The 21895-nt window shown below is 60.2% G+C and carries 21 protein-coding genes; 10 read left to right on the plus strand and 11 right to left on the minus strand.

Features of this window, described 5'->3' with window-relative positions; all coding sequences use genetic code 11:
- Nucleotides 1–878 precede the first annotated feature (878 nt).
- The 10 genes from GSQ83_RS03040 to GSQ83_RS03085 form a co-directional block, all read right to left on the minus strand.
- A complete protein-coding gene (locus tag GSQ83_RS03040; protein WP_158801357.1) occupies nucleotides 879–2033 on the minus strand; it encodes an acyl-CoA dehydrogenase family protein in 1155 nt (384 codons plus the stop codon).
- A gap of 178 nt (nucleotides 2034–2211) precedes the next feature.
- Nucleotides 2212–3468: an amidohydrolase family protein gene (locus GSQ83_RS03045; RefSeq protein WP_158801359.1), complete on the minus strand. Its 1257-nt coding sequence runs from the start codon at nucleotides 3466–3468 to the stop codon at nucleotides 2212–2214.
- Between the two features lie 45 nt (nucleotides 3469–3513).
- On the minus strand, nucleotides 3514–3816 hold the full coding sequence (locus GSQ83_RS03050; RefSeq protein ID WP_158801361.1) for a GAF domain-containing protein: 303 nt from the start codon (nucleotides 3814–3816) through the stop codon (nucleotides 3514–3516).
- Between the two features lie 203 nt (nucleotides 3817–4019).
- Nucleotides 4020–4943 (minus strand): carbon-nitrogen hydrolase family protein, encoded by a 924-nt coding sequence (locus tag GSQ83_RS03055; protein ID WP_159014189.1) that lies wholly within the window; start codon nucleotides 4941–4943, stop codon nucleotides 4020–4022.
- A 32-nt stretch (nucleotides 4944–4975) separates the two neighbouring features.
- A complete protein-coding gene (locus GSQ83_RS03060; RefSeq protein WP_371417943.1) occupies nucleotides 4976–5719 on the minus strand; it encodes an ABC transporter ATP-binding protein in 744 nt (247 codons plus the stop codon).
- A complete protein-coding gene (locus GSQ83_RS03065) occupies nucleotides 5658–6467 on the minus strand; it encodes an ABC transporter ATP-binding protein (protein WP_158801367.1) in 810 nt (269 codons plus the stop codon). The genes GSQ83_RS03060 and GSQ83_RS03065 overlap by 62 nt, the downstream gene beginning before the upstream one ends.
- A complete protein-coding gene (locus GSQ83_RS03070; RefSeq protein ID WP_158801369.1) occupies nucleotides 6454–7401 on the minus strand; it encodes a branched-chain amino acid ABC transporter permease in 948 nt (315 codons plus the stop codon). The genes GSQ83_RS03065 and GSQ83_RS03070 overlap by 14 nt, the downstream gene beginning before the upstream one ends.
- Nucleotides 7402–7450: 49 nt before the next feature.
- Nucleotides 7451–8332, minus strand: coding sequence for a branched-chain amino acid ABC transporter permease (locus tag GSQ83_RS03075; protein ID WP_158801371.1), 882 nt, complete (start codon nucleotides 8330–8332; stop codon nucleotides 7451–7453).
- Nucleotides 8333–8377: 45 nt separating this feature from the next.
- Nucleotides 8378–9592, minus strand: coding sequence for an ABC transporter substrate-binding protein (locus GSQ83_RS03080; protein ID WP_158801373.1), 1215 nt, complete (start codon nucleotides 9590–9592; stop codon nucleotides 8378–8380).
- Nucleotides 9593–9655: 63 nt separating this feature from the next.
- Nucleotides 9656–10474, minus strand: coding sequence for an IclR family transcriptional regulator (locus GSQ83_RS03085; protein ID WP_158801375.1), 819 nt, complete (start codon nucleotides 10472–10474; stop codon nucleotides 9656–9658).
- Between the two features lie 271 nt (nucleotides 10475–10745).
- On the opposite strand from GSQ83_RS03085, the gene GSQ83_RS03090 reads away from it, so the two are divergent.
- The 10 genes from GSQ83_RS03090 to GSQ83_RS03135 all read left to right on the plus strand — a co-directional run bounded on the left by GSQ83_RS03090 (nucleotide 10746) and on the right by GSQ83_RS03135 (nucleotide 21404).
- Entirely contained in the window at nucleotides 10746–11651 is a 906-nt protein-coding gene (locus tag GSQ83_RS03090; RefSeq protein ID WP_158801377.1) for an NAD(P)-dependent oxidoreductase, read from the plus strand.
- Nucleotides 11652–11839: 188 nt separating this feature from the next.
- Nucleotides 11840–12547 carry a GntR family transcriptional regulator gene (locus GSQ83_RS03095; RefSeq protein WP_256367128.1) on the plus strand — a complete coding sequence of 236 codons (708 nt, stop codon included), beginning with the start codon at nucleotides 11840–11842 and terminating at the stop codon, nucleotides 12545–12547.
- The gene (locus GSQ83_RS03100) at nucleotides 12544–13587 is read left to right on the plus strand and encodes an ADP-ribosylglycohydrolase family protein (RefSeq protein ID WP_158801381.1); all 1044 of its coding nucleotides are present in this window, start codon (nucleotides 12544–12546) and stop codon (nucleotides 13585–13587) included. The genes GSQ83_RS03095 and GSQ83_RS03100 overlap by 4 nt, the downstream gene beginning before the upstream one ends.
- On the plus strand, nucleotides 13584–14561 hold the full coding sequence (locus GSQ83_RS03105; RefSeq protein WP_216849888.1) for a PfkB family carbohydrate kinase: 978 nt from the start codon (nucleotides 13584–13586) through the stop codon (nucleotides 14559–14561). The genes GSQ83_RS03100 and GSQ83_RS03105 overlap by 4 nt, the downstream gene beginning before the upstream one ends.
- 101 nt (nucleotides 14562–14662) lie before the next feature.
- A complete protein-coding gene (locus tag GSQ83_RS03110) occupies nucleotides 14663–15697 on the plus strand; it encodes a PotD/PotF family extracellular solute-binding protein (RefSeq protein WP_158801383.1) in 1035 nt (344 codons plus the stop codon).
- A gap of 4 nt (nucleotides 15698–15701) precedes the next feature.
- The gene (locus GSQ83_RS03115) at nucleotides 15702–16583 is read left to right on the plus strand and encodes an ABC transporter permease (protein WP_158801384.1); all 882 of its coding nucleotides are present in this window, start codon (nucleotides 15702–15704) and stop codon (nucleotides 16581–16583) included.
- Nucleotides 16567–17379 carry an ABC transporter permease gene (locus GSQ83_RS03120; protein WP_158801386.1) on the plus strand — a complete coding sequence of 271 codons (813 nt, stop codon included), beginning with the start codon at nucleotides 16567–16569 and terminating at the stop codon, nucleotides 17377–17379. The genes GSQ83_RS03115 and GSQ83_RS03120 overlap by 17 nt, the downstream gene beginning before the upstream one ends.
- Nucleotides 17380–17381: 2 nt before the next feature.
- Nucleotides 17382–18497: an ABC transporter ATP-binding protein gene (locus tag GSQ83_RS03125; protein ID WP_158801388.1), complete on the plus strand. Its 1116-nt coding sequence runs from the start codon at nucleotides 17382–17384 to the stop codon at nucleotides 18495–18497.
- Nucleotides 18494–20821 carry an MGH1-like glycoside hydrolase domain-containing protein gene (locus tag GSQ83_RS03130; RefSeq protein ID WP_158801390.1) on the plus strand — a complete coding sequence of 776 codons (2328 nt, stop codon included), beginning with the start codon at nucleotides 18494–18496 and terminating at the stop codon, nucleotides 20819–20821. The genes GSQ83_RS03125 and GSQ83_RS03130 overlap by 4 nt, the downstream gene beginning before the upstream one ends.
- On the plus strand, nucleotides 20814–21404 hold the full coding sequence (locus tag GSQ83_RS03135; protein WP_158801392.1) for a cysteine hydrolase: 591 nt from the start codon (nucleotides 20814–20816) through the stop codon (nucleotides 21402–21404). The genes GSQ83_RS03130 and GSQ83_RS03135 overlap by 8 nt, the downstream gene beginning before the upstream one ends.
- A gap of 27 nt (nucleotides 21405–21431) precedes the next feature.
- Here the strand turns inward: GSQ83_RS03135 and GSQ83_RS03140 are convergent, their stop codons facing one another.
- Nucleotides 21432–21872, minus strand: a complete 441-nt coding sequence (locus GSQ83_RS03140) for a MarR family winged helix-turn-helix transcriptional regulator (RefSeq protein WP_158801394.1) — start codon at nucleotides 21870–21872, stop codon at nucleotides 21432–21434.
- Nucleotides 21873–21895 lie beyond the last annotated feature (23 nt).

Genomic DNA, 21895 nt, shown 5'->3' on the forward strand with positions numbered 1-21895 from the left:
AGATCAGCGCACGGGGGCGTCGACGCTTCCATGTGTCGGAGTTTCTCATCGTTCAACCTCCTCCGAGTCCCAATCAGTTGGCACGATAGCCTGTCTGGACACGTAACATAGTGTAACACTGAAGGAAAAGACAGCCAAGGATTTGATGCAGTTTTTTGTGGGGGAGTACTCACTATGGCGTATCGGACACGACGCCCGGAACGATTGCGTTGCGCTCGCGCAAGCTCGAGCGCGCCAAGCGGCGCAATGCGAGCCTGGTCATTCTCGGTCCCGTTTTCGAGCTTCAGCGGCAACACGTAAGTGGCACCAATCAGGACGATCTGTGCCTTAGAGAGTCGATCTGCATCATCCTCGGGATTGCTTTGCTCGGACACCGGCCCCGTCCCTCCAGAAACCGATCACCAAATGCCGCTCGCACAGGGTCGGGACGATGTGGAAAACCCCAGAGCACGTTTACGGTTGGCGAGGACAATCCTCCACCCGACAGATCGGTGAAGGGACTCTGAAACGCCCTGCGATTGCGCCACACGTTCTCTTCTCAAGCCGACTGGCAGCCATGGGCTCCGGGATGAGTCAGGATCGAGCCGCTTGCCCGGCGACCGGCGCGTTGGCGCGGCCAAGTGACAGGACACGCGCCACATCACGCGCTCCTCCACCCAATCCCTTGGCGATCGTACGACTTTCTCGTGCGAACTGAGGCATCGGGATTGCCGACGCTGCACTATAGAGTGAATACGTGAGAAGGGTGTTTATCGCGTGTTGACATTCAAACGATAAAATGTGGAAGGTGCCGCGTCTTGCGTTGCACCGCACGATGAAGAAGGTCTCGCGATTGGAGCATATCAGACGGATTCAATCCATATGTCGCGTGCAGGAAGTCACAAAAACAGCGGGCCAGTTTCGAATCCCAGCAGTCGTTTGCCCACCAATTCGAAGTTGGCTCGCCTTGCCTGAACCTGCTGGGCAACCGCATGAATATCGCGTAATCGCCGCGCAAACGGTTGGTTTACTAGGATCGCCGTCGCACCGGCTTCGTGGAATAAGATGTCCGCAACGGCCAATGCTTCGTGAATCGCGAAGGTTGTATTGCCGCGGAGACCGATTTCCCGCTCGTTGTCCATGGGCATGCCGTAAATCTCACCGAGAGTGTGGTGAAGGTTGATGCGTGCCGAGTTGAGCCTCGTAGCGGCATGGCCAAGCAGCGACTGTATCGCGTCGCTATCACGCATAGGTATTAATCCCTGAGGCACCTTGTTCCGAGCCATGTCGATAAACGCGCCTAGGATCGCGCGGGCAAGGCCGACCGCGACTGACGCGAATGCTATCGGATAGACAGCCGCTAGCGGAATCCGATAGAGCGCTCCTGGGTGAGGAGCAGGAACGGTGCGCTTGAATAGATACGCGTTCGGGACGAACACGTCGCTGACTTCATAGCTGTCGCTGCCAGTGCCGCGCAGGCCAATTGCGTCCCAGCCGACGGTGACCTGACAGGATGCCTTTGGAAATACAAAAGTGCGGTAGCTAGGACTTCCGTCCGGCTCCAAGCTTTGGCTGCCGTCGGGCGTCTTGATCGGCGCCTGGCCGCCTAGCCAGGTCGCATGGCGCGATCCTGAGGCGAACCCCCAGCGGCCGCTAACCCGGAAGCCGCCCTCGGCAGGGATAGCCTGCCCGTTGACCCCCGCTCCCCAGGCAAGGACTATGCGCCGGTCCGAAAACATCCTCTGTGCCTCATCCGGCGGCATGTAAGCGGATGTCATGTTGCTGACCGCGTTCTGGCCCAAGCACCAGGCGGCACTGCCATCGCCTTCAGCGACCGCCTCAATCACGGCCGAAAAGGTCCGCAGATCGACTTCGGCCCCCTCTAGATCCAGCGGAATCAACAGACGAAACAGGCCAGCATCGTGCAAAGCCTCCACCACGTTGGTCGGAAGCTCGCTTTCCGCATCGCATCGTGGCCCAGCAGCATTCAGCATTGGCTGAAGTAACTTAGCTCGAGCGACCCAATCGATCTTAGTGACCACCACTTCAGCCATATCTGTTGTTACATCCGTTGTGTAGGCACGACGTGCCAATGCTTCGTTCGACGTCCAGCGTTCTGTCTAGTGCTGTTGCGTCGTATCACTATCTCTGCCTCCGGCGGCACGTTGAAACCTCTCGCGGCTGCGCGGGCCAGGGGCTCGACGCCCCACCGACTACATGACCACCCTGATGTTAATGGCTAAGCTGATCCTTTACGATCCGACCCGCTTGCACAATCATCGGCATAAAGCGGCCCTGACCCGTCAATTGCTCGATCTCTTGGAGCGGATTTCCTTCGACCACGATGAAATCCCCCCGAGCGCCGACGGAGACGCAGCCGATCTGCCCTTCCATGCGCAACAGTTTCGCTGCATCTGCTGTCGCGCTGCGGATGGCCTCGCGCGGTGAGAGCACACTGGCGCGAATAACGAACTCCTCAGACTGATGACGGTGCATCGGTCCGAGAAGATCCGTACCATAGGCCATCATCAACCCAGCCTCCCGCATGATTTCGAGGCTCTTCAAACCCGCCAGCCTGACATCGTCGATCTTGGCAATGGATTCGGGCGGCAGGCCATAATCTCGGCCCTCCCTCTGAAGCATGTCATAGGTCACCAGCGTTGGGCAGGCGATGGCGTTTGATCTGGCCGCCAATTCTGCCGTCTCGGGCGTAATCAGATTGCAATGTTCAAGAGATCGGACGCCGGCTTGCACGGCGCGCCGGATCGCGGGGTCGGTATACAGGTGGGCAGACACATAAGTTTGCGCATTGCGGGCCTCCTCGACCGCTGCCTCCATTTCCGACAGTGAAAAACTGAGAAAGTCGATCGGGTCGCTAGGAGAGGAAACACCACCATTGGCCATGATCTTGATGAATTCAGCGCCCGCCTTGATTTCCTGACGGCAGGCGCGCCTCACCTCATCGACACCGTCGCAGAGTCGGCCCATGGCTCCCAGCCGGCGCGTATAGTATTGGCTGTCTCGTTCATCGAACGGACCGCGATAATCTGTGTGGCCGCCGGTCTGCGATAATGCCTTGCCGCAGATGACGAGCCTCGGTCCTACAAAATGACCCTCCTCGACCGCCATCCTCAGCCCGATATCAGCGCCACCCATATCGCGGACAGTCGTGAACCCGCGCATGAGCATGCCGCGCATAATGCCCGCCGACTTCGCAGCGATAAGAGAGTCCGGCAGCAACGCATTCGCCCCGAGATTGGCAGATGTCGCAATGACGTGGACATGACAATCGATCAAGCCGGGCATGAGGGTTTTGCCCGCTAGATCAATCTTGCGTGCCGCGCTTGCCGTAATTTTGACGTCCGATACCTCGGCGATCCGGCCGCCTTCGACGATTACGCTCATCGACTCTCGGGGTTCGTCCTCGATGCCATCGACGATGCTGGCGTTTTCAAATAGCAAGGATTGTGGAGCGTTGTTGGCGGTCATGCTTGTTCCCATGATGAGTGAGAAGCCGCGCGGGCCAGATCGTGGTTAGGGTTGCTGTGACTTCGTGGCGAGTAGCGGTCCCACCAAAAAGCCCGAAATAGCTTCGAGTGCCTCGAGGTCCGAGGGCCGGTAGGCGTCAGCCGCATCCAAAACATTGATCGCGCCCAAAACCGCACCGTTCCAACTCACTGGCGAGTTTATGCAAGCCGCGCATCCGAGCGCCGCTATCAACTCATGGTCGGGAAAAGCCCAGCGCATGTCTTCCGCGCTCGCGCCCAGCCACGAGCGGCCGCTTCCTAGAACCAAGGCGCCCCACGGCGTCGGACCCATGCGCTTGCGGGCGGACATGGGGTATTCCTGAGGTCTGCTCGAATAAACCCGCTCCACCTCATCTGCGCCAGCTTCCCAGGCAAGTATAGTGAACAGCCTATGTCCGAAAATCTCGGCGCAGAGTTCATCAAAAGCGTGGAACGCAGCATGCGGCTGCCCGGTCCCGCCGGCGGCTCGGCTGAGGCGTGCCGCCCAATGGTAGGGGTGCGTTTCCGTCGCCATTACTCCGCCGCCAAACCCGAACGAGGACCGCATCGACGATACTCTTGGTCGACGAGCGCGCCGTAGTGCTCGGGCCGGCGGTCTTGCAGAAGGTTCAAGCCGAAGAAGCCCGCAGTTCTGGATTGCAATACGACCTCTTCGAGATCGGCCTTATGAATGACGAGACCTTCCTCGTTGGCAAGGTAAGCGACCACTTTGCCGTAGGGATCGACGACTTGGGAACCGCCGTAATAATCGAGCTTTTGTGAATAGGCGCCGGTTTCGCAATGGTTCGCAATAACGAGCCACGACTGGTTGAAGAAGGCGTTCCCTTTGGCGGCAAGATCCATGGCATAGCCATGGTAGTCCGTCTCGCGATCATGCCCCTTCATCGGCCACGCATTCGACATTAGAATCAGATGGGCACCGCGAAGAGCAAAAGAGCGTATCAATTCCGGGAAGCAGAGATCATAGCAGATGATGCTGCCGACCTTGCCGTGACTCGTTTCGAAGACCGGGGTGCCTTCACCCGGCGCGAAATACGGAAACTCGAATTGGTTATGTACCTTTCGATACACGCCGATCAGCCCTTCCGGCCCGATCAGAGCCGTGCTGTTGAAGATAACATTCCCATGTACCATCCGCTCAGCCATGCCGACTTGGATAGTCATCGTCAGCCGCTTGGCTAATTCGGCGATCGCGTCCGTTGTAGGACCCGGAATCGTTTCCGCTTCGCGATAGTAATACTGCTTCTGCTCCGCACATTCGCTGCTACCGACGGGAAAGGCGAAGTCGGCGTAGCCCTGCAAACCCACTTCCGGCAGAACCAGGATATCGACGCCTTTGGTAGCGGCCTCGTCGGCCATTTCAACCATGTGCCTCAGATTCTCCCGCTTATCGCGAACGATCTTCATGTTGGCGGCCGCCAGAGTGGTTTCGTTCATGTCTTGTCCTGCTTGTTCCCAGACCTGCCTTGTCAATTGCCGAACGCAAGGCTGACAAGCTGGTCCACCTCGACTTTGTTTTCGGTGGCTATTCTCGTGACCGAATGGCCGGTGCGGATGAGACAGAGTTCGTCCGCGAACGCACTGGCCCGTGGAACACTTTGCTCGACCAAAAGGATTGTCAATCCGGTATCGCGCAATCTCGCCAGATGCGCGTAGATCTCGTCCACGATCGCGGGAGCGAGGCCTAGCGAGGGTTCGTCCAGCAAAAGAAGGCGTGGCCGTTGTGCGACCGCGCGCGCCAAGGCCACCATCTGCTGTTGACCACCCGAGAGCTGTGACACTTTCTCGGTAAGACGGCCGCTAAGCGCCGGAAATTGATCGAGAGCATCATCTAAGCGGCGATGCAGCGAGGATGCCAGTCCCACTAAGATGTTTTCACGAACACTCATGCGCTGGAACATCCCGCGACCCTCGTGAACGACGCTGATGCCGGTCTCTCTTACTCGCGAATGAGTCGGAAGTGAGGAGACATCCCTGCCGGCGATCGATATTTTGCCTGCCGTCAGAACAAGACCCAGGATCGCGCGAATCGTCGTCGTCTTACCCGCGCCGTTGGTGCCGATCAAAGCGAGACATCGTCCGGCCTCAAGCTGAAACGAGACATCGAACAGCGCTTGGGTCCGCCCGTACCAGGCCTGGAGATTATTCACCTCAAGCATGGTGCACTTGGTCCCCAAAATAGGCGCGCCTGACCTCAGGGTCGTCCAGCACATGACCCGGGTCGCCCGTCGCAATAACGCTGCCCTGCGCCAGCGCCACGCATTCCGAGCACATGCGACGGACAAGATCGACATCGTGCTCGATCACGATCATCGTGAAGGGCGATACCGCATGATAGGCTTGCAAAGTCTCAGTCAGCTGCCGCCGTCCGTGAGCGTTCAGTCCCGCGGCGGGCTCATCGAGTAGGAGCACCTTTGGTCTCACCACTAGGATACGCGCCAATTCGACGAGACGTCGAGTTGCGAAAGGAAGTTCTGCTACGGGCCGGTGAGCAACCGATGAGATTCCAAGTCTCTCGGCGATTTCCGCTGCAGCTCCCCGATCACGCCTCCACGAACGGCGCTGCGCTGGAAGATTGAAGAGTTGCGCGAAGATGTTTGGCTGGCTCGCCCGTTCGCATCCCACGAGGATATTGTCGAATGCGGTTTCCCCCTCCAGAAGGCGGACGGTCTGAAAGCCTCTCACGACACCGTAATGAGCCCGTTGAGCCGCTGGGAGTTTGGTCAGCTCGGATCTGTCAAGCTCGATTGTGCCTCGCTCGACCGACGCGAAGCCCGAGATCGCGTTCAGCAGAGTCGTCTTGCCAGCACCATTTGGCCCGACGAGGCCGGTGATCACATGCGGCCTGAAGACAAGGCTGACGTCTCTCACGGCAGCGACACCGCCGAAGCTCACACCAATCTGCCGAAGCTCAAGCCGGCCTTCGCCGCCCATGCTGGACAACGGCTCAACCTCCGGCACGACCGCGTCTCCCACGGACCGCCCAGAGGGTCTCGCCCAGCTTCTCCAAGCTTCCGACCAGGCCACGGGGAATCGTCATCGCGACCACGATCATCACAGCCCCTCCGACGATTGGGAACAGGTTGGGATAGCCGATCGAGCTGAAGACTTCCGGGACGAGGACGATATACAGCGCGCCGCACCATGCACCGAGTACCCGACCGCTGCCGCCGAGGATAACCGCCACAAGAAAGTTGACTGAGCCGAACAAGTCGAAGGTCGTCGGCGACACGAAACCCACGACATAGGCGTAGATCCACCCGGCAGCCCCGGCGAGTATTGCCGAGAGAATGAACGCCGCAATCTTCGTGCGTACGATGGGGATGCCGACCGACGCTGAAGCGAGCTCCGAGTCTCGGACCGCCAGCATTCTTCGCCCATACTGCGTCTTCCCGAGCTGAACACACATGACCGTTGCCAACAGCGATGCAATGGCGGCCAGTGCGTAGCCATCAAGGGGCTCGGACGAGTCGAAGGGCCCGAGCGTGAGCGGTTGCACCGTCATGCCTTGCGAGCCACCCGTCAGATTGCTGGCATGGTCAATGAGCCAGACGAAAAGCTCGCCGAAAAGCAGCGTGACTAAAGCGAGCCGCAGCCCCGACAAGCGCAGAGTAGGAATTGCGACAAGCGCACCAACTATGACGGCAAGCCCCAGGACGAGAACGGGCTGCAAAACAACGGGGACGCCGAAGGTGTTCGACAATGCGGCAACGTATGCGCCGATTCCGAAGAAACTCGCATGGGCGAGAGAGAGCTGTCCGGTGCGCCCATAGAGGACATCCAGGCCGAGCGTCGCGATCGCATAGATCATAACCTGCGTCACGACATACAGGTAGTACTGGCCGATAACGAAAGGCAGCAGGGCCGTGATGACTATGAAGATACCGAAGCCCAACCACTGACTCCGGTCTTGATGTGAAGAGACCGAATGATCGGATACCAATTCAGGCACGGGCTTCATGGCGTTCATCGAGCAGCCGCTTCGGGACAGCGGCGAGAATCACGATAACGAGGATGAAGAGGGCCGGAACACCGCCAGCCTCGCCGAACAGATACATAGCCCAGGACTGATACAGCGCGATACCGAATGCGCTCAGCATCGGCGGCCAATACCGGTCGAGCCCGCCGATCATGCCTGCGATGAACACATTGATAACAATCGGGGTCATGTAGAAGGCATTGACTGACAGGCGAGCGGCGAACATCATCGCCCCGACCGCAACGAACACGCCGGACACTGCCCAGGCGGCCGTGCGTAGGCCGCGGACATTGATGCCGACGCTCTGTGCCACGGAGGGATCGGCAGCGGCGGCCCTCAGCGAAACACCGAGGCTGGTGCTGTTTAAAACGAAATAGCCTCCGATAGCGACCGCCACGCCAAGAACAACGGCGAGCACGTCGTTGCCGTTGACGAAGATGTTTCGTGAGAGGACTGGCACGTCGGTGAGGAGCTTGAGATAGCTTTGCGCGCTCGCCCCGAAGACGAGTTGCGCAAGCGCGGTGAGGAACAGGAGTTCTCCGAGAGTCACCACGACGTCGAACCCCTGCTGAGGTGGCAGACGCCGTATGATGAGCAGATCCGTCAGGGCAGCAATCAAGACCGTCACCCCGATCCCGATGAGGACGGCAAACCAGACAGGCAAGCCAAACTCGCTGTAGAGTGCGTAGCTCGCGAAGGTGCCCAGCATTCCGGTCGGGCCGTAAGCGAAATTGATGCTCCGGCTGACCTGAAATACCAGAATGATACCGAACAGAATGACCGCGTAGAGCGACCCGGTGGCCAAGCCACCGAGCGTCACCTGAATCGCGTTGGCGGAACTAAACATCCTCGCTGCGACGCTACCCGTGATCGCGCGGTGCAATGCGCTGGATCACTGCGATTGGACTTCCGTGAACGGCGTCACCTGAGGGGTATCTTCGCCTTTGATCTCAACCAGACCAATGGCGTTCACTCCTTGCCTTCGGTCCGGACCGAAGGCAATTGGTGGCACGATGCCCGTCTGGAAGTCGCTCATGCTCTCAAGCGCCGCCATCAGGCAGGAACGGGTCAAAGCTTTGGCTTCTTGTAACGCCTTGACAGTGATCTCAGCTTGAGCCCATCCGAGTTCTTCGAATGTGCCCGGCGCACGGCCAGTTTCCTTCGTGAACTGCTCGACAAACTGTTTGACGAGTGGATCCGGGCTGTTGATGGCAGCGGTCTCCTGAGCGACGATCATTCCTTGAGAGACATCCCCGAAGGGCTTGATGTAGTTCTTGTCATCCATGCCGGCCCATGCGGCCGTGCGCGGGCTGTAGCCTATGCGATGCATCGCCTGCAGCAGCTGCCCTGTATCTGTGTCGGTCAGAATCAAGAACGTCCAGTCCGCATTGTTCTCGCGCAACTGCGTCGCGATTGGCGTGAAGTCAGGTGTTCCTGGGACCTCTGGAATATACTGCAGAGTCGTGCCGCCGCTACCGATGGCCTGCTCTATGCCTTTCTTCGCATCATCGCCGACATTGCCCTGGACACCGACGAGACTGATCTTCTTCGGCTTATAGGTGTCGATCACGTATCGCGCCATGATCTGAAACTCGGTGATGTAATCAACACTCGTCATGAAGACGTAAGGCGTCTTCATCGTTCCCAGCTGACTCGCCGGCGAATAGGGAGCGATGGCAGGGACTTTCTCCCGCTGCAGAAAGGGAACGACGGCAAGAAAGTTCGGGGTCCCTTCGCCGCCCGCGACGGCAAAAATCTCATCGCGTTGAACAAGCGTCCGCATCTGCTGCTGCGCGACGGCTGGAGAATATTGGTCATCGAGCACTTTGAAGTTGATCTGGCGGCCTTTGACGCCTCCGGCCTTGTTGATCATCGTATAATACGCTTTGGCGCCTGCGGCGGCGCCTAGCCCGGTAGCCGCGGCTGAACCTGTCAGGGGCATTGTTGCCCCGAGCTTGATTTCGGTCGCGCTAACACCTGGCGCGGCCTCGTCCGGATTGCATACCGCGGCAGCAAAGGAGGGAGTCACCGAAGCCATCCAAAGCACGATCGTACAGGCTTCCGCCCAACGAACCTTCGTAGGCCCGGCAATATTGTGTTTATTCATACTGGTCCTCGCCCTCGTATGTTGCAGTCTTGCTGGCAGGAAAACTGTCGTGGTTTGCTGGCTCTACCCGAATGCATAGGATGGGCTGAGCGATTGTACTTTCCTCTGGACTTGGTAGGCATAGTGCGGGGCAATGCGGCGGTTTATGGCCTGGGCCGCATCGAGCACGGCGTTGCCAAGTTTTTCGATTTGATTGGAATCTGTGGTATCGCGCAGGAAGCTGACGCTGATGCCGGCTAGCGGTTTACCGGCAGCGTCAAGAAGGGCTGCGCCCACCGCATAAACACCAGGTAAGCTCTCCTCAAGGGCCGGTATCCAGCCTTTCACGCGATACTCCTCAAGCTGCTTGTTCAACAGCGACCGGGTATTGATCGAGTTCGGCGCCAAACCCGGGAGGGTCGAATTCCCCAAAAGCAGATCGATCTGTTCGGGCGGCGTTTGCAGCAGTATGGCTTTACCAAAAGCTGTTGTGGAAATCGGAAGCCGATCGCCGACCGCCCAAATAAAGCGGACCGGCGCTCGCCCTTCGAACGTGCTTACTATGACGACGTCCTGACCTTGAAGGACACCCATATACACGGTATGGCCAGTTCGTTCCGCAAGATCGCGAAGAATCTCATGCGAGAAATTTGTCAGCCTATTGCCAGCAAGATAGGTCGCGCCCAGTTCGCAAGCGGCAATACCTATGCGGTATTTGAAACTTCCTATACTACGCTCGAGAAACTGGGCTTGCTCAAGCGTCGCTACGATGCGCGTTACCACGCTACGCGGGAGCTCGAGAATGCTCGTCAATTCCGCGACCGTTAGTTCCGGCCTGGCGCGGCTGAACGAGCGGAGCACCCGCAAGGTTCGCTCCGTCGTCTTGAGGGTATCGACGGCCATAATGTCCGATATCCGGTCATGACACTCGCGTATAGGTCATGCTACGGTCGCGCGGAGAAGCCTGTCAAGACGCTTGTCCACAACCGAAAGGCTCCGGCCGCAGTGTGTGGCCGTTCCGCATTGGGAGAAAGTTCTTGACCAGTAGCAAACGAATGATCTTCCGGTCGGCGCCATCCATAGTTGAGAATGTGACGAGATTTCAGGCAAAGGTCAGGTTACAGCGCCGGGGGCAGAATACCTGGGAAATCTTTTTCCGAGAGGATGAACGAGCATGAGGCTAGGCTTGATCGGGCTCGGCAATATGGGTCTGCACTTCGGCACCAGGCTTCTGCGAGCGGGGCACGAGGTCGTCGTATTCGATCTTGACCAGGACGCGATGAACCGGCTGCATCGCGACGGGGCGATTGTGGCCGAGAGCGTGCGGGATCTGGCCGCACAGGTGCCGATCGTCTTCCTCAGCCTGCCGACGCCGGAGATCGTGGCCAAGGTGGCGACCGGTGCCGACGGCGTGATCACGGAGACCGATACCCGCATCGTCGTCGACCTGTCGACTACCGGCCCCACGATTACACGACTGGTCGCGGATCGCCTCGACGCAGTTGGCAAGCTCCTGCTTGGAGCGCCGGTGAGCGGCGGCACCGTCGCCGCGGAAAATGGCACGCTGACCGTGATGGCGGGCGGCCCGCGTTCGGCATTCGACGAGGTCGAGCCCGTGCTCGCCGCGATCGGTCGGAGTATCTTCTATCTGGGAATTGATCCCGCGCTCGGGCAGACGATGAAGATCATCAACAACACGCTCTGTGCGATCTCGACTCTGGCTAGCTTCGAACTACTGGTGTTCGGAACGAAGGCGGGCCTTAACGCAAAGACGATGCTCGAAATAATCAATGTCTCCAGCGGTCGTTCCTTCGCGACGCAGGAGAAGATTCCGCAATGCGTACTGAATCGCAACTTCCCGATGCGCTTTACGACGGATCTGATCCACAAGGACGTCAAACTATGCATTGAGGAAGCCGAGCGCATGGGCGCTCCTCTTTGGCTGAGTCCGGCGGCCAAGCAGATCCTGGCTTTCGCGATCAGCCAGGGCGATGGTCCGCGAGACTATGCCCACGTCATCGAGCATTTCGAACGCTGGTCGAACGCTCAGTTCGGCGCTGCTGGCCCGGAAGAAGGCTGAGTATCATTTCCCGCCGAATAAGTTTCCTCTCCGTGCTGCGGCGGATCGGACCTGAGTAAGACCGTCGGATATGGAGTCTGAATCGGCCTATCGCCCACGGCGAGGGCAAAAGGCGGGATTTCGCGAGCCGCTTGCATCTGACACTCCTTGCGCCATAGGATCAGTCAAAGGCGAACAGGTCCGTACAGGTGGCGACGAAATATAAGCGGGTCGCGGATAGTCTTATGCGCGGAATCCAGGCTGGATGCTTCCAGCCTGGCGACCGGCTTCCGGGCGAATACGACCTCTCCCGCAGTTTCGATGTCAGCCGCAGCACCATCCGGCAGGCGCTCTCCAGCCTTCAGCATGCCGGTCTCATCGAAACCTGGAGCGGCGCCGGGTCATTCGTCTGCTACAATGGTGCGCGGCTGGACGATGGTCTCGGCTGGTCGCGCGCGCTCGCGCGGCATGGCGTACAAATGCAAGCCAGAACCCTCCGCTTCGAACGGATCGAGGATGTCTGCCTGGCCGAAAGGCTCGCACTGCCGGCCTCCACCTTCCTCGCCCTCGACCGGGTAAGGTATACGATGGAGGAAAAGCCGATTTCCTTAGAGCGCAGCCGCCTGCCCTGGCGACCGAGCTTCGCCTCCGTGCTCAAGGACGGGTTGGCGGAGGGTTCCTTGCGTCGTACCCTGGAGAGCCTGGACATACGGCCGCTCGGCGGGACGGAGGCGGTCGATCTTATTCGGCTGCCGCCCGATGAGGCGGCTGAGCTTCAGCAGCCGGAAGGCGAACCATTTCTCGGAACAACGCGGATCGTTCAGGACGGAGCGGGTGCCGTAATCGAGCATGTGCGCAGCTTGTTGCACCCGGCGCATTTCACACTGCACCTCAGCTTCGGCGAGCCGCAGAAATGAGCGACGCGAGCGCGACACAGCCCTCAGCCCTCTCGCCCCAGCGAAGCCGCGCGCATGGCGCTCTTCTCGGGCTCGCCATCGGTGACGCGCTGGGAATGCCGACACAATATCAACCCCGTGCGCTGATCGCTGAGCGTTACGGCATTTTGGACAAGTTTTATCCAGGCCCGAAGGACAATTTCATCAGCCGCGGAATGGCCGCCGGCCGTGTGACAGACGACACCGATCAGGCTGTCATCCTGGGCGAGATGCTGGTTGCCGGCGGTGGCCGGATCGACCCGGGAGCCTTTGCCCAGGCCCTGCTCGCCTGGGAAGCGCGGATGATCGCCGCCGGGTCGGCGGATCTTCTCGGGCCCTCGACGCGCCATGCGCTGACGCTCGTCGCGGCTGGCACATCGACCGAGCTGGCCGGCAGAACGGGCGCGACGAACGGCGCCGCGATGAGGGTGGCGCCCGTCGGCATCGCCTTTCCCTCGCAGCCTTTGGGCGTGCTGGTGGAGGCAGTGTTCCAGACCGGGCATGTCACCCACAACACGACCATTGCGATTGCCGGAGCCTCCGCCGTCGCGGCGGCAGTGAGTGCCGGGGTCGACGGCGCGAGCGTGATGGAGGCGCTGCGATTCTCCATCGAGGCAGCGCGCCTCGGGGCTCTGCGCGGCTTCTATTTCGCAGGTGGAGATGTCGCGTCTCGCATCGAATGGGCGCTCGACCTGATGCGTGGCAGCGACCAGGGGGAGGCACTCGACCGGATCTATCGCCTGGTCGGAACCGGAGTGGCCACCAATGAGGCTGTGCCAGCGGCGATCGCCATCTGCGCGGTCGCGCCCGAGGACCCTTGGCTGGTCTGCCGCTTGGCCGCGAGCCTGGGCGGCGATTGCGACACGGTCGCCGCGATCGCCGGTGCCATCATGGGCGCCTGTCATGGAGCCGAGCGTTTCCCGGCGGATGCCGTAGCACGTCTTGCCCAAGCCAATCCGGAACTGGCATTGGAGGATCTGGCCAATCGCTTGCTCGCGCTGCGACAGGACGGCAGGCCTTGACACCCCGCGCGCCAATACAGCGGCTTCTTTCTGTCGGCAGCATCCTTGCCGATATCCGGATCGAGGTGCCGTCGCTTCCCCCGCGCGGTGGCGATGTTCTTGGCTCCTCCGCAACCGTGATGGCGGGTGGCGGGTTCAATATCCTTGCCGCCGCGAGCCGCCAAGGATTGCCCGCTCTCTTTGCCGGTCTGCACGGTACAGGTCCCTATGGCACGCGCATTCGCGAGGAGTTGGCGCGCGAGGGTATCGCCACTCTTCTGCCGCCGAGCCCAGAGGCGGATAGCGGCTTTTGCATTGTCCTTGTCGAGCCAGATGGCGAGCGGACCTTTGTGACCAGCCCGGGCATCGAGGCGTCACTTGGCGAGCGAGCACTGTCCGATATCCAGCTCACGGAAAGCGATGCGGTTTTCGTGTCCGGCTACGATCTTTGCTATCCGCAGCTCGGGCCGGCGATCGGCGCCTGGATCGGTAGGCTACCACTGGCTGTTTGGCTGATCGTCGATCCCGGGCCGCTTGCCGCTGAGATTCCGCCTGCCATTATAAATGCAGCGATGTCACGTGCATCGATCTGGACCATGAACCGGCGAGAAGCCGCTCTTCTCGGGGGCACCACCGATCTCTCTGAACTCCAACGCCGCATCCGGCCGCGCCTGCCGCCGGATGCCCTGCTGATCATTCGAGACGGCGCGGCCGGCGTCCATTTCTGCTTCGACGGTTGCGCGACGTTTCACACGATCCCTGCCCCTCGGGTCGCGATGGTCGATTCCACGGGCGCGGGGGACGCGCATACCGGTGTTCTGATTGCGGCTTTCGCGCATAAGATCGATCCGCTTTGGGCCGTGCCTCGCGCAAACGCCGCTGCGGCTCTTTCGGTCACACGGCCCGGCTCTGCGACGGCGCCAAATCGAGAGGAATTGGACAGGTTTCTCGCCGAACTAGATCGAAAGGCGCGAAGACACGAAGCGGAGGCTTGAGTCGCGAACCGACCCCATTCACGGCAATAAGGAATCCCAACATGGCATCCAAGATCAACCGGCGGCGTTTCGCGCAAATCCTCGGCGCAGGATTATTGGCCGTGCCAACGATCGCGCGATCCCAAGGAACATCGCCGTCCTTCAAAGGCCAGACTCTGGTGGTTGCCTCGTGGCAGAACTACGGGGCCGATGATGCGGGAAAACTGAAGCAATTCGAGCAGTTGACCGGCGCCACGGTTAAAAACGTCTATTTCACATCGGAAGACGACCTTCTGGTGATGCTTCGCCAGGGTGGTATCGGCAAGATCGACGTCGTGCTGCCCAACCTGGAATATGTCCAGCCCGCCGCGGTTGAATCGCTGCTGCAGCCTATCGATACGTCGCGCATCAAAGCCTGGGATACGCTGGAGCCGCGTTTTCGCAACGACCCCTCGATCCGGCAGGACGGCAAAGTCTATGCCGTGCCCTGGGTACAGGGCGCTACGTCCCTTGCGGTGAACCCGGATGTGCATCCCACACCCACGAGTTGGTCTGTGCTTTGGGATCCGGCGAACAAGGGAAAGGTCGCGTTCTTCGACGATCCCAGCACGGCTGTCATGACCGCCGCCTTATACCTGGGAGAAGACCCGCAGAACCCGGATCTCGAAAAAGTTCGCGCGGCATTGCTGGCTCTCAAGGCCAACGTCAAATTATTCTGGTCCTCGGGTGACGACTGGAACAAAGCCTATACGACCGGCGAAATCACGATGGGCAATCTATGGTCGGGGCTTGCGGGCACGCTTCGGGCCAATGGACATCAAGTCAATTTCATTCTGCCCGACGATGGCACCGTTGTCTGGGGTGATACCTGGGCAATCGTGAAGAACGCGCCCCATCTTGATCTCGCTTATGCTTGGGTGAACTATCTCACGAGCAAAGAATATTTCGTGGAGTGGATCACTAAACCGGGTCCCAACCAGGAATTGGCGGTTCCCGTCAACATTGCGGCGATCGACGCGCTTCCCAAATCGGCGGCGGATTCGCTTCTGGCCGGCCCCTTGATCGAATACAAAGGAAAGGTCGCGCTGCAGACCGGCATTCCACCGAAACAACTCAAGAAATGGACTCAAATGTGGGAAGAGGTGAAGGCATCATGAGCTGATGGGCCGTCGCCTCATCTCCGCGATGACCACGCCCGTTCTGCTACTTCCGGCGGCGGGCGTATTAGCGCTCATGGTGATCATCCCGCTCGCCGTGCTCGTCTGGTTCAGCTTCGCGCCAGATGGACCGGCGGCACCTTTGTCTTTCGACAGCTACGCGCGACTCTTCGGCACGGGGTTGTATCTGCATCTCGCGCTGAAGACGCTGATCACCGCCGGCGCCGCTTCCCTCGTGACGGCAGCGCTGGCCTGGTCGCCTGCCTGGGTGCTCTCGCGACTGCCGGGAAGAGCCCGCAATCCTATCTTGCTTGCGATCATCATTCCGTATCTCACCTCCTATTTGCTCCTGATCTACAGCATCTTTGTGGTTCTCGGACCAGGCAGCCCGGTGATGGAATTCCTTCGCCTGCTCGGTCTCGCGAAACCCGGCGCGTCGATCCTCTATTCGCAGCCGGCGACGCTGGTGATGCTAGTCTATGAGAATCTGCCTCTGATGATTTTCGTTCTTTTCTCCGGCATGCAGCGGGTCGACGCGAACTTCCTCGCCGCCGCGGCTTCGCTGGGAGCAAGTCGATGGCACCGTCTGCGCCACGTCGTCTTCCCTCTGGCCTCGCCCAGCCTGGTGTCGGGCCTCATCATGGTTTTCGTGCCCATGGGAGGTGCCTTCGTCGAATCAGCGATTTTGGGCGGCCCCCACGGGCTGTTGCTCGGCAACGTCATCGCCGATCAGATGACGCGCGCCGATGATCCTTCTTTCGGCTCCGCCTTGTCGATCCTGCTCCTGCTCGGCATGCTCGCGATTACTGGAGTTGTCGGCGGGTTGAGACCGGCTCTCGAATGGCTGTCCGCGGAGAGGAAAGCGCGCCATGCCACGCCTGCGTGACGCGGAGGCAATTTCACCGGGCATGGTCGCAGTGCTGACCGTCAGCCTGGCGATCCTATTTGTGCCTCTGTTTATAATCATTCTGCTATCATTCAACATCTCGCCCTACGGAACGCTGCCTTTTCAAGGAACGCTGAAATGGTATGGCGCGCTCTTCAGGAATTCCGGGCTGCTGGCGCCGACCTGGTTATCGTTGCAGCTATCGTTTGTCGTGGCAATCAGCGCTAGCGTATTTGGCACCACAGCGGCGGTCTGGCTCGAAAAGCGAGCGACGCGCCTCGGTGCCACGATCCTCAAGGTTGCCTTGCTCAGCGCAATCACAGTGCCCTGGCTGATCCTTGGCCTGGCGATGCTATTGGTCATGAATGCGATCGGCCTCGGCCGAGGCTTGTTCTCGATGTATCTCGGCCTTCTCGCCACGACCTTGCCTTACGTCGTCTTCATCGTCGCGGCCCGGCTGCGAGCGCTTGACCCTGACCTCGATCACGCGGCGCGATCCCTGGGTGCGAGCGCCTTTGTGACCTTTATACGCGTGAGCGCGCCTCTCATCCTGCCCGCGATCCTTAGCGGCACGCTGATCTCATTCATGGTCTCGTTCAATAATTTCCTGATCCAGTATTTCTTGGCTCCGTTTGGAGTTCAGACACTGCCTCTAAAAATCTACACGCTCATCCGCGTCGGCTACTTGCCCGACCTGAACGCACTCGCCACTGTTATCGTCGCCGCGACCTGCGTCATCATCCTGCTTCTGCACCGCCTGGGCTTGCGCAATTCCGGCCTTCCCGGCGGAGGCTAGAGATGAGCAAGCTCGACCCCGCACTTGGCCTCGTTGTCGGTAAAGTTCATAAGACTTATAATGCTACGCACGTATTGCAGGACGTGAGTCTTAGCGTTCCCGGCGGCGAGTTCCACACCCTTCTGGGCCCGTCTGGATCCGGCAAAACAACACTGCTCAAGATCATCGCCGGATTCACCCCGGCCGATGCGGGCACCGTCACACTGTCCGGGTCCGTGATCACCGACACCTTGCCCGAACACAGAAACATCGGGGTGGTTTTTCAGAATTACGCTTTGTTTCCACATATGACCGTTTCGCAAAATATCGCCTTCGGACTTCGTATGCGGCGCGTCCCGAAGCTTGAGCGGCAGCGTCGAGTTCAGGATGTCCTGGCTTTGGTCCGTATGTCCGGCTTTGAGCATCGTCGGCCAGCGGCACTTTCCGGCGGCCAACAACAGCGTGTGGCGCTTGCACGTGCCTTGGTGATCCAGCCGCAACTGCTGTTGCTCGACGAACCGCTTTCCGCGCTGGATCGTAAAGTGCGGCAGGAGGTGCGCGAAGAACTCAAACGCATCCAGGCGGAGACAGGTGTCACAACGGTCATGGTAACGCATGATCAGGAGGAAGCTCTGTTCCTGGCCGATCGTGTTCTGGTCCTGGAATCCGGCGCGCTGCGGCAGGAGGGCTCGCCCCATGACATCTACCGCAACCCGGTCGATGAATTTGTCGCTGGCTTCCTCGGACCGATCAACCTGCTGAATGTCGAGAGCCGGCCTGGAGATGGGGGAATGGTGCTGCGCCTTGGCGCGCAGGATTTCGTTCCCGCCTCGGGGCTTGCGGTGACGGTAGTGGCCGCGAAGCTGTCAGGCCCGATGCACCTCGCGGTCCGTCCCGAACAACTCACGGTCCAACCGGCTCAGGGCACGGCTAAACCACCGGACGCATTGGCGGGCACAGTCACCGGCGTCGAGTTCGGCGGCGCGGTTGTCACCGTGCGCGTCGAGGTTGAGGGAAACGCTATGGCGATTTTGGCCCTCTCTCCCGATATCCTCGCGATAGCCTCATGGGATCCTGGTTCACCCGTCTGGGTCCGCATTCGGCAGGCGCGCGTGCTGCCAGTCGCGGAGCGTCGATGACGGTCAGCCTGTCCCACCAATGGAATAGCTGGGATCAGCAAGATCCGCTCTCCATGGTTCATTTACCGACGGGGTTTTGCCTGCGGTTCTCGGCCTTCAGCAGCGCGGAGGGAAACTACCGGCTGCTCGGCGTCGGTTCCGGCGTGAAGATGCTGGAACATACCTCGGATGGCGGCTTCATTCGTGCCCGGATCGCTCATGCGGATAGCGAGATGGAGCTGACCTTCGCCAAGGATCACGCGCATGCGCTCTCCGCCCGCCTTCGGATGGTTCGGCTTGGGGAATGGGGTTTGCGCTTCTGGCTCGCGCTCGAAGTTGGCTTCCTGGAGCATGGCGGAGGCCCCCTTCCCTGGCGTCCCGACGAGCCCTGGATCGAAGTCGAAAATGCAGAGCCTCTCCCGCTGCGAGAGAACCCGCGCCTGATCGGCCGCCACCGGTCGCTGTGGATATCCGTGGCGTCGCGGGATCCGGCTGTTTTCGGCGGCGCCTACGAGACGATCGAGACATTTCGCGGCGACATCCAAAGCCAAGGCTATTACGCGCCACCTCGCGCCGCAAAACTCGGACGCTGGGGCGTCCTGCGGTTCAATGCGCAAATGCATCCGGAGATCGTCATCGCAGCCACTTTCGGCACGGATCGAGAAATGGCCGTCGAGGCAACGGATTCACTTCTTTCGCGGGCGTCTAGGCTCCTCGACTCCGCCACCGCCGCCGCAACCAAGGACACGCCTCCTCGCCAAGCGGTGCGGGACGTCGTGGCTTGGAATACCCTATGGGACCCTGCGAACCATCGGCCGACGACTGTTCTCACGCGTAATTGGCTGACGACGAAATTCTCCGGCTGGGGCGTGTGGCTGAACGACATGCTGTTCCACGCGCTGCTAGCGGCGCTGGCGGGCAATTGGGAAACCGCACGAGCCAATCTTGCGGCTGCCTTGGAATACCAATCTCCCGAGGGAAATTTGCCATGTCTTCGGACCGCGACGCAGGAATGGATTGATCGCTCCCAATCTCCGCTCGGCGGCTATATTCTCTGGCGCATCTTTGAATTGATCGGAGACCGTTCCCTGCTTGCGCTGCATTTCGCACCGCTTTTGCGGGCGCATCGCTGGTGGATCGAGAAGCGGGACGGCAATGCGGACGGCCTCATCGAATATGGCAGTTCACCCACCGGAACTGGTGCTTTCGTCCATACGAAACAAGCGGCCATGGACGAATCCTTCATGGACAACGCCCCGATCTTCGACGAAAGCGGCTTCGATCCTGGCGTGCACACCCTCACCATGGCCGAGCCGGGGCTGAACAGTCTCGTCTCGCTCGATGCGCAATTCCTGGCGCGGATCGCCACGGAATTGGGCGACACCGCCACGGCCATCGAATTGCGGGCGACGGCGGAGCGGCTTAATGCCCGTATCTCGGAGAGATTATGGGACCCAAATCGTCAAGTCTTCGCCGGTCGGCACTGGTCGGGCGCATTCGTCGGCTCCCTCTCCGCGGCCTGCTTCTTCCCATTGATCGCCGGCGCCGCAACGGAGGCGCAGGCGTCGGCGCTCATCGATCGCTATCTCGTGAATCCGGAGAAGTTCTGGGGCGAGCGCGTATTGCCGTCATCCAGTCACGATGACCCGGCAAGCGCTGACGACGTTTATTGGCGTGGCCGGATCTGGCCGCCTCATCTGTTTCTCGTCTGGGAGGGGCTGCGCCGCCATGGGCGCCGCGACATCGCGACCAAACTGGCCGAACGGGCATGGCGGATGTTCGAAACTGGCTGGAATGAAGCGCGGATCTGCCGGGAAAACTTCCACCGCATCGATCCGTCCGGAGATGACAGTCGGGATGCGGACCGGTTCTATACTTGGGGCGCCTTGATCCCGGCGATCCGCATGCTCGACACCGCTGATCTGTCGCCTTGGGAAGGCCGGGCATTCGCGCCGAAGGCGGGAGAGGACGCTACGCTGGTCGAGCCGGGTGCGGAATGGCGCGCCACGCGCCTGGGGGAGAGTATCCACCTCGCGCTGAACGGCCGGCTGTTTCTTAAAGCCGAGAACGCAAGTCATGTAGCCTTGCCAACTGCAACCGAGAACACCACCAGGATCGCGGCTACTCCCGCCTCAGCGGCGACCGAGGTCATCCTGTCGCTCTATGGAATTGCCGAGGCCGGGCTGCGCGTTTGTGAAATCGACGGCGCAGCGGCGACCCCCGCCTTCACCGAAAATGGCTTCACGTTGACGATTCCGTCTCGTCGGCACAGCGTCATACAACTCTGGCATGGTGGACGCTCCGTGGAGGCAGACCCAATTTCGGGGAATCACGCTGATGATTGAGGTTGCTCCTCTGCGAGACCCAAGTGACCCATCTGGTCGAGAATGGCTTCTCGTCATTGACATGCAGCGTGTCTTCGCCGATCCGGCGAGCCCATGGGCGGTAGGCCAGTTCGATGAGGTTCTCGCCCCGATCGAGACGCTCATCGCTGCCTACGCGGGCCGCGTGATTGCGACACGATACATTTCCCCACAACCGCTTGTCGGTGCCTGGGAGGGCTATTTCGAGAAGTTCGCCTCGCTGTTGCTGCCGTCCGACGATAAGGCCTGGGATCTCATGCTGGCCGAACACCTGTCGTATAGAACCGAGACCCGCGCGACATTTGGCAAATGGGACAGTGGCATGGCCGCCGTGCTGGGTTCAGACGCGCCGATTGCCGTTTGCGGCGTTGCGACAGAATGTTGCGTGCTTGCGACAGTGCTAGCCGCGATAGACAACGGCAGATCGGTGCGGGTAGTTGCGGACGCCTGCGCGGGGTCATCCCCACTTTTCCATGACCAGGCTCTGTCTCTCCTATCGACATTCGCCCCTCTCGTTCAGATAACGCGCAGCGATGAGATTTTGCGGTTCCTACAATCAGCGTAACTCTACAGTTCGGCGACGCCTGAGCACTCACCTCAGCTTCTCTAAGAGTTGCGTGAGAAGAACCGATTCCGACTCTGTCAGCGGCGCGATGGTTTCGCGGCTGATGGCGATTGCGCGGCCGAAGTTCCGCGTCGTCACTTGTCGCCCGGCCTCGGTCAGATCAACCAGGATTTTTCGACCATCCGCGGGATCACGCAGACGCTTCGCGAGCCCGCGCTTGACCAGCCTATCGACCGTTCCCTTCACCGTGGCTCCATCCATCGAAACCGCGCGGCCCAAGGCAGTCTGGGGGGTCACGCCGATCTCGTAGAGGCGGGCGAGCACTGCCCATTGTGTAGGTTTGAGCCCATCGCCAATCATCTGCCCGAATATCGTCGTGTGGCGCTGACTCACCTGGCGCAGGACAAAGCCGATCTGCGCATCCAATCGGTAGATCGCGGTCGGCGACCGGCGTTGGTTCGTCCTCATGAAATTTGGGCCAAGTGGGTTCC

Source organism: Acidisoma sp. L85 (assembly GCF_009765865.1).
Classification (GTDB): Bacteria; Pseudomonadota; Alphaproteobacteria; order Acetobacterales; family Acetobacteraceae; genus Acidisoma.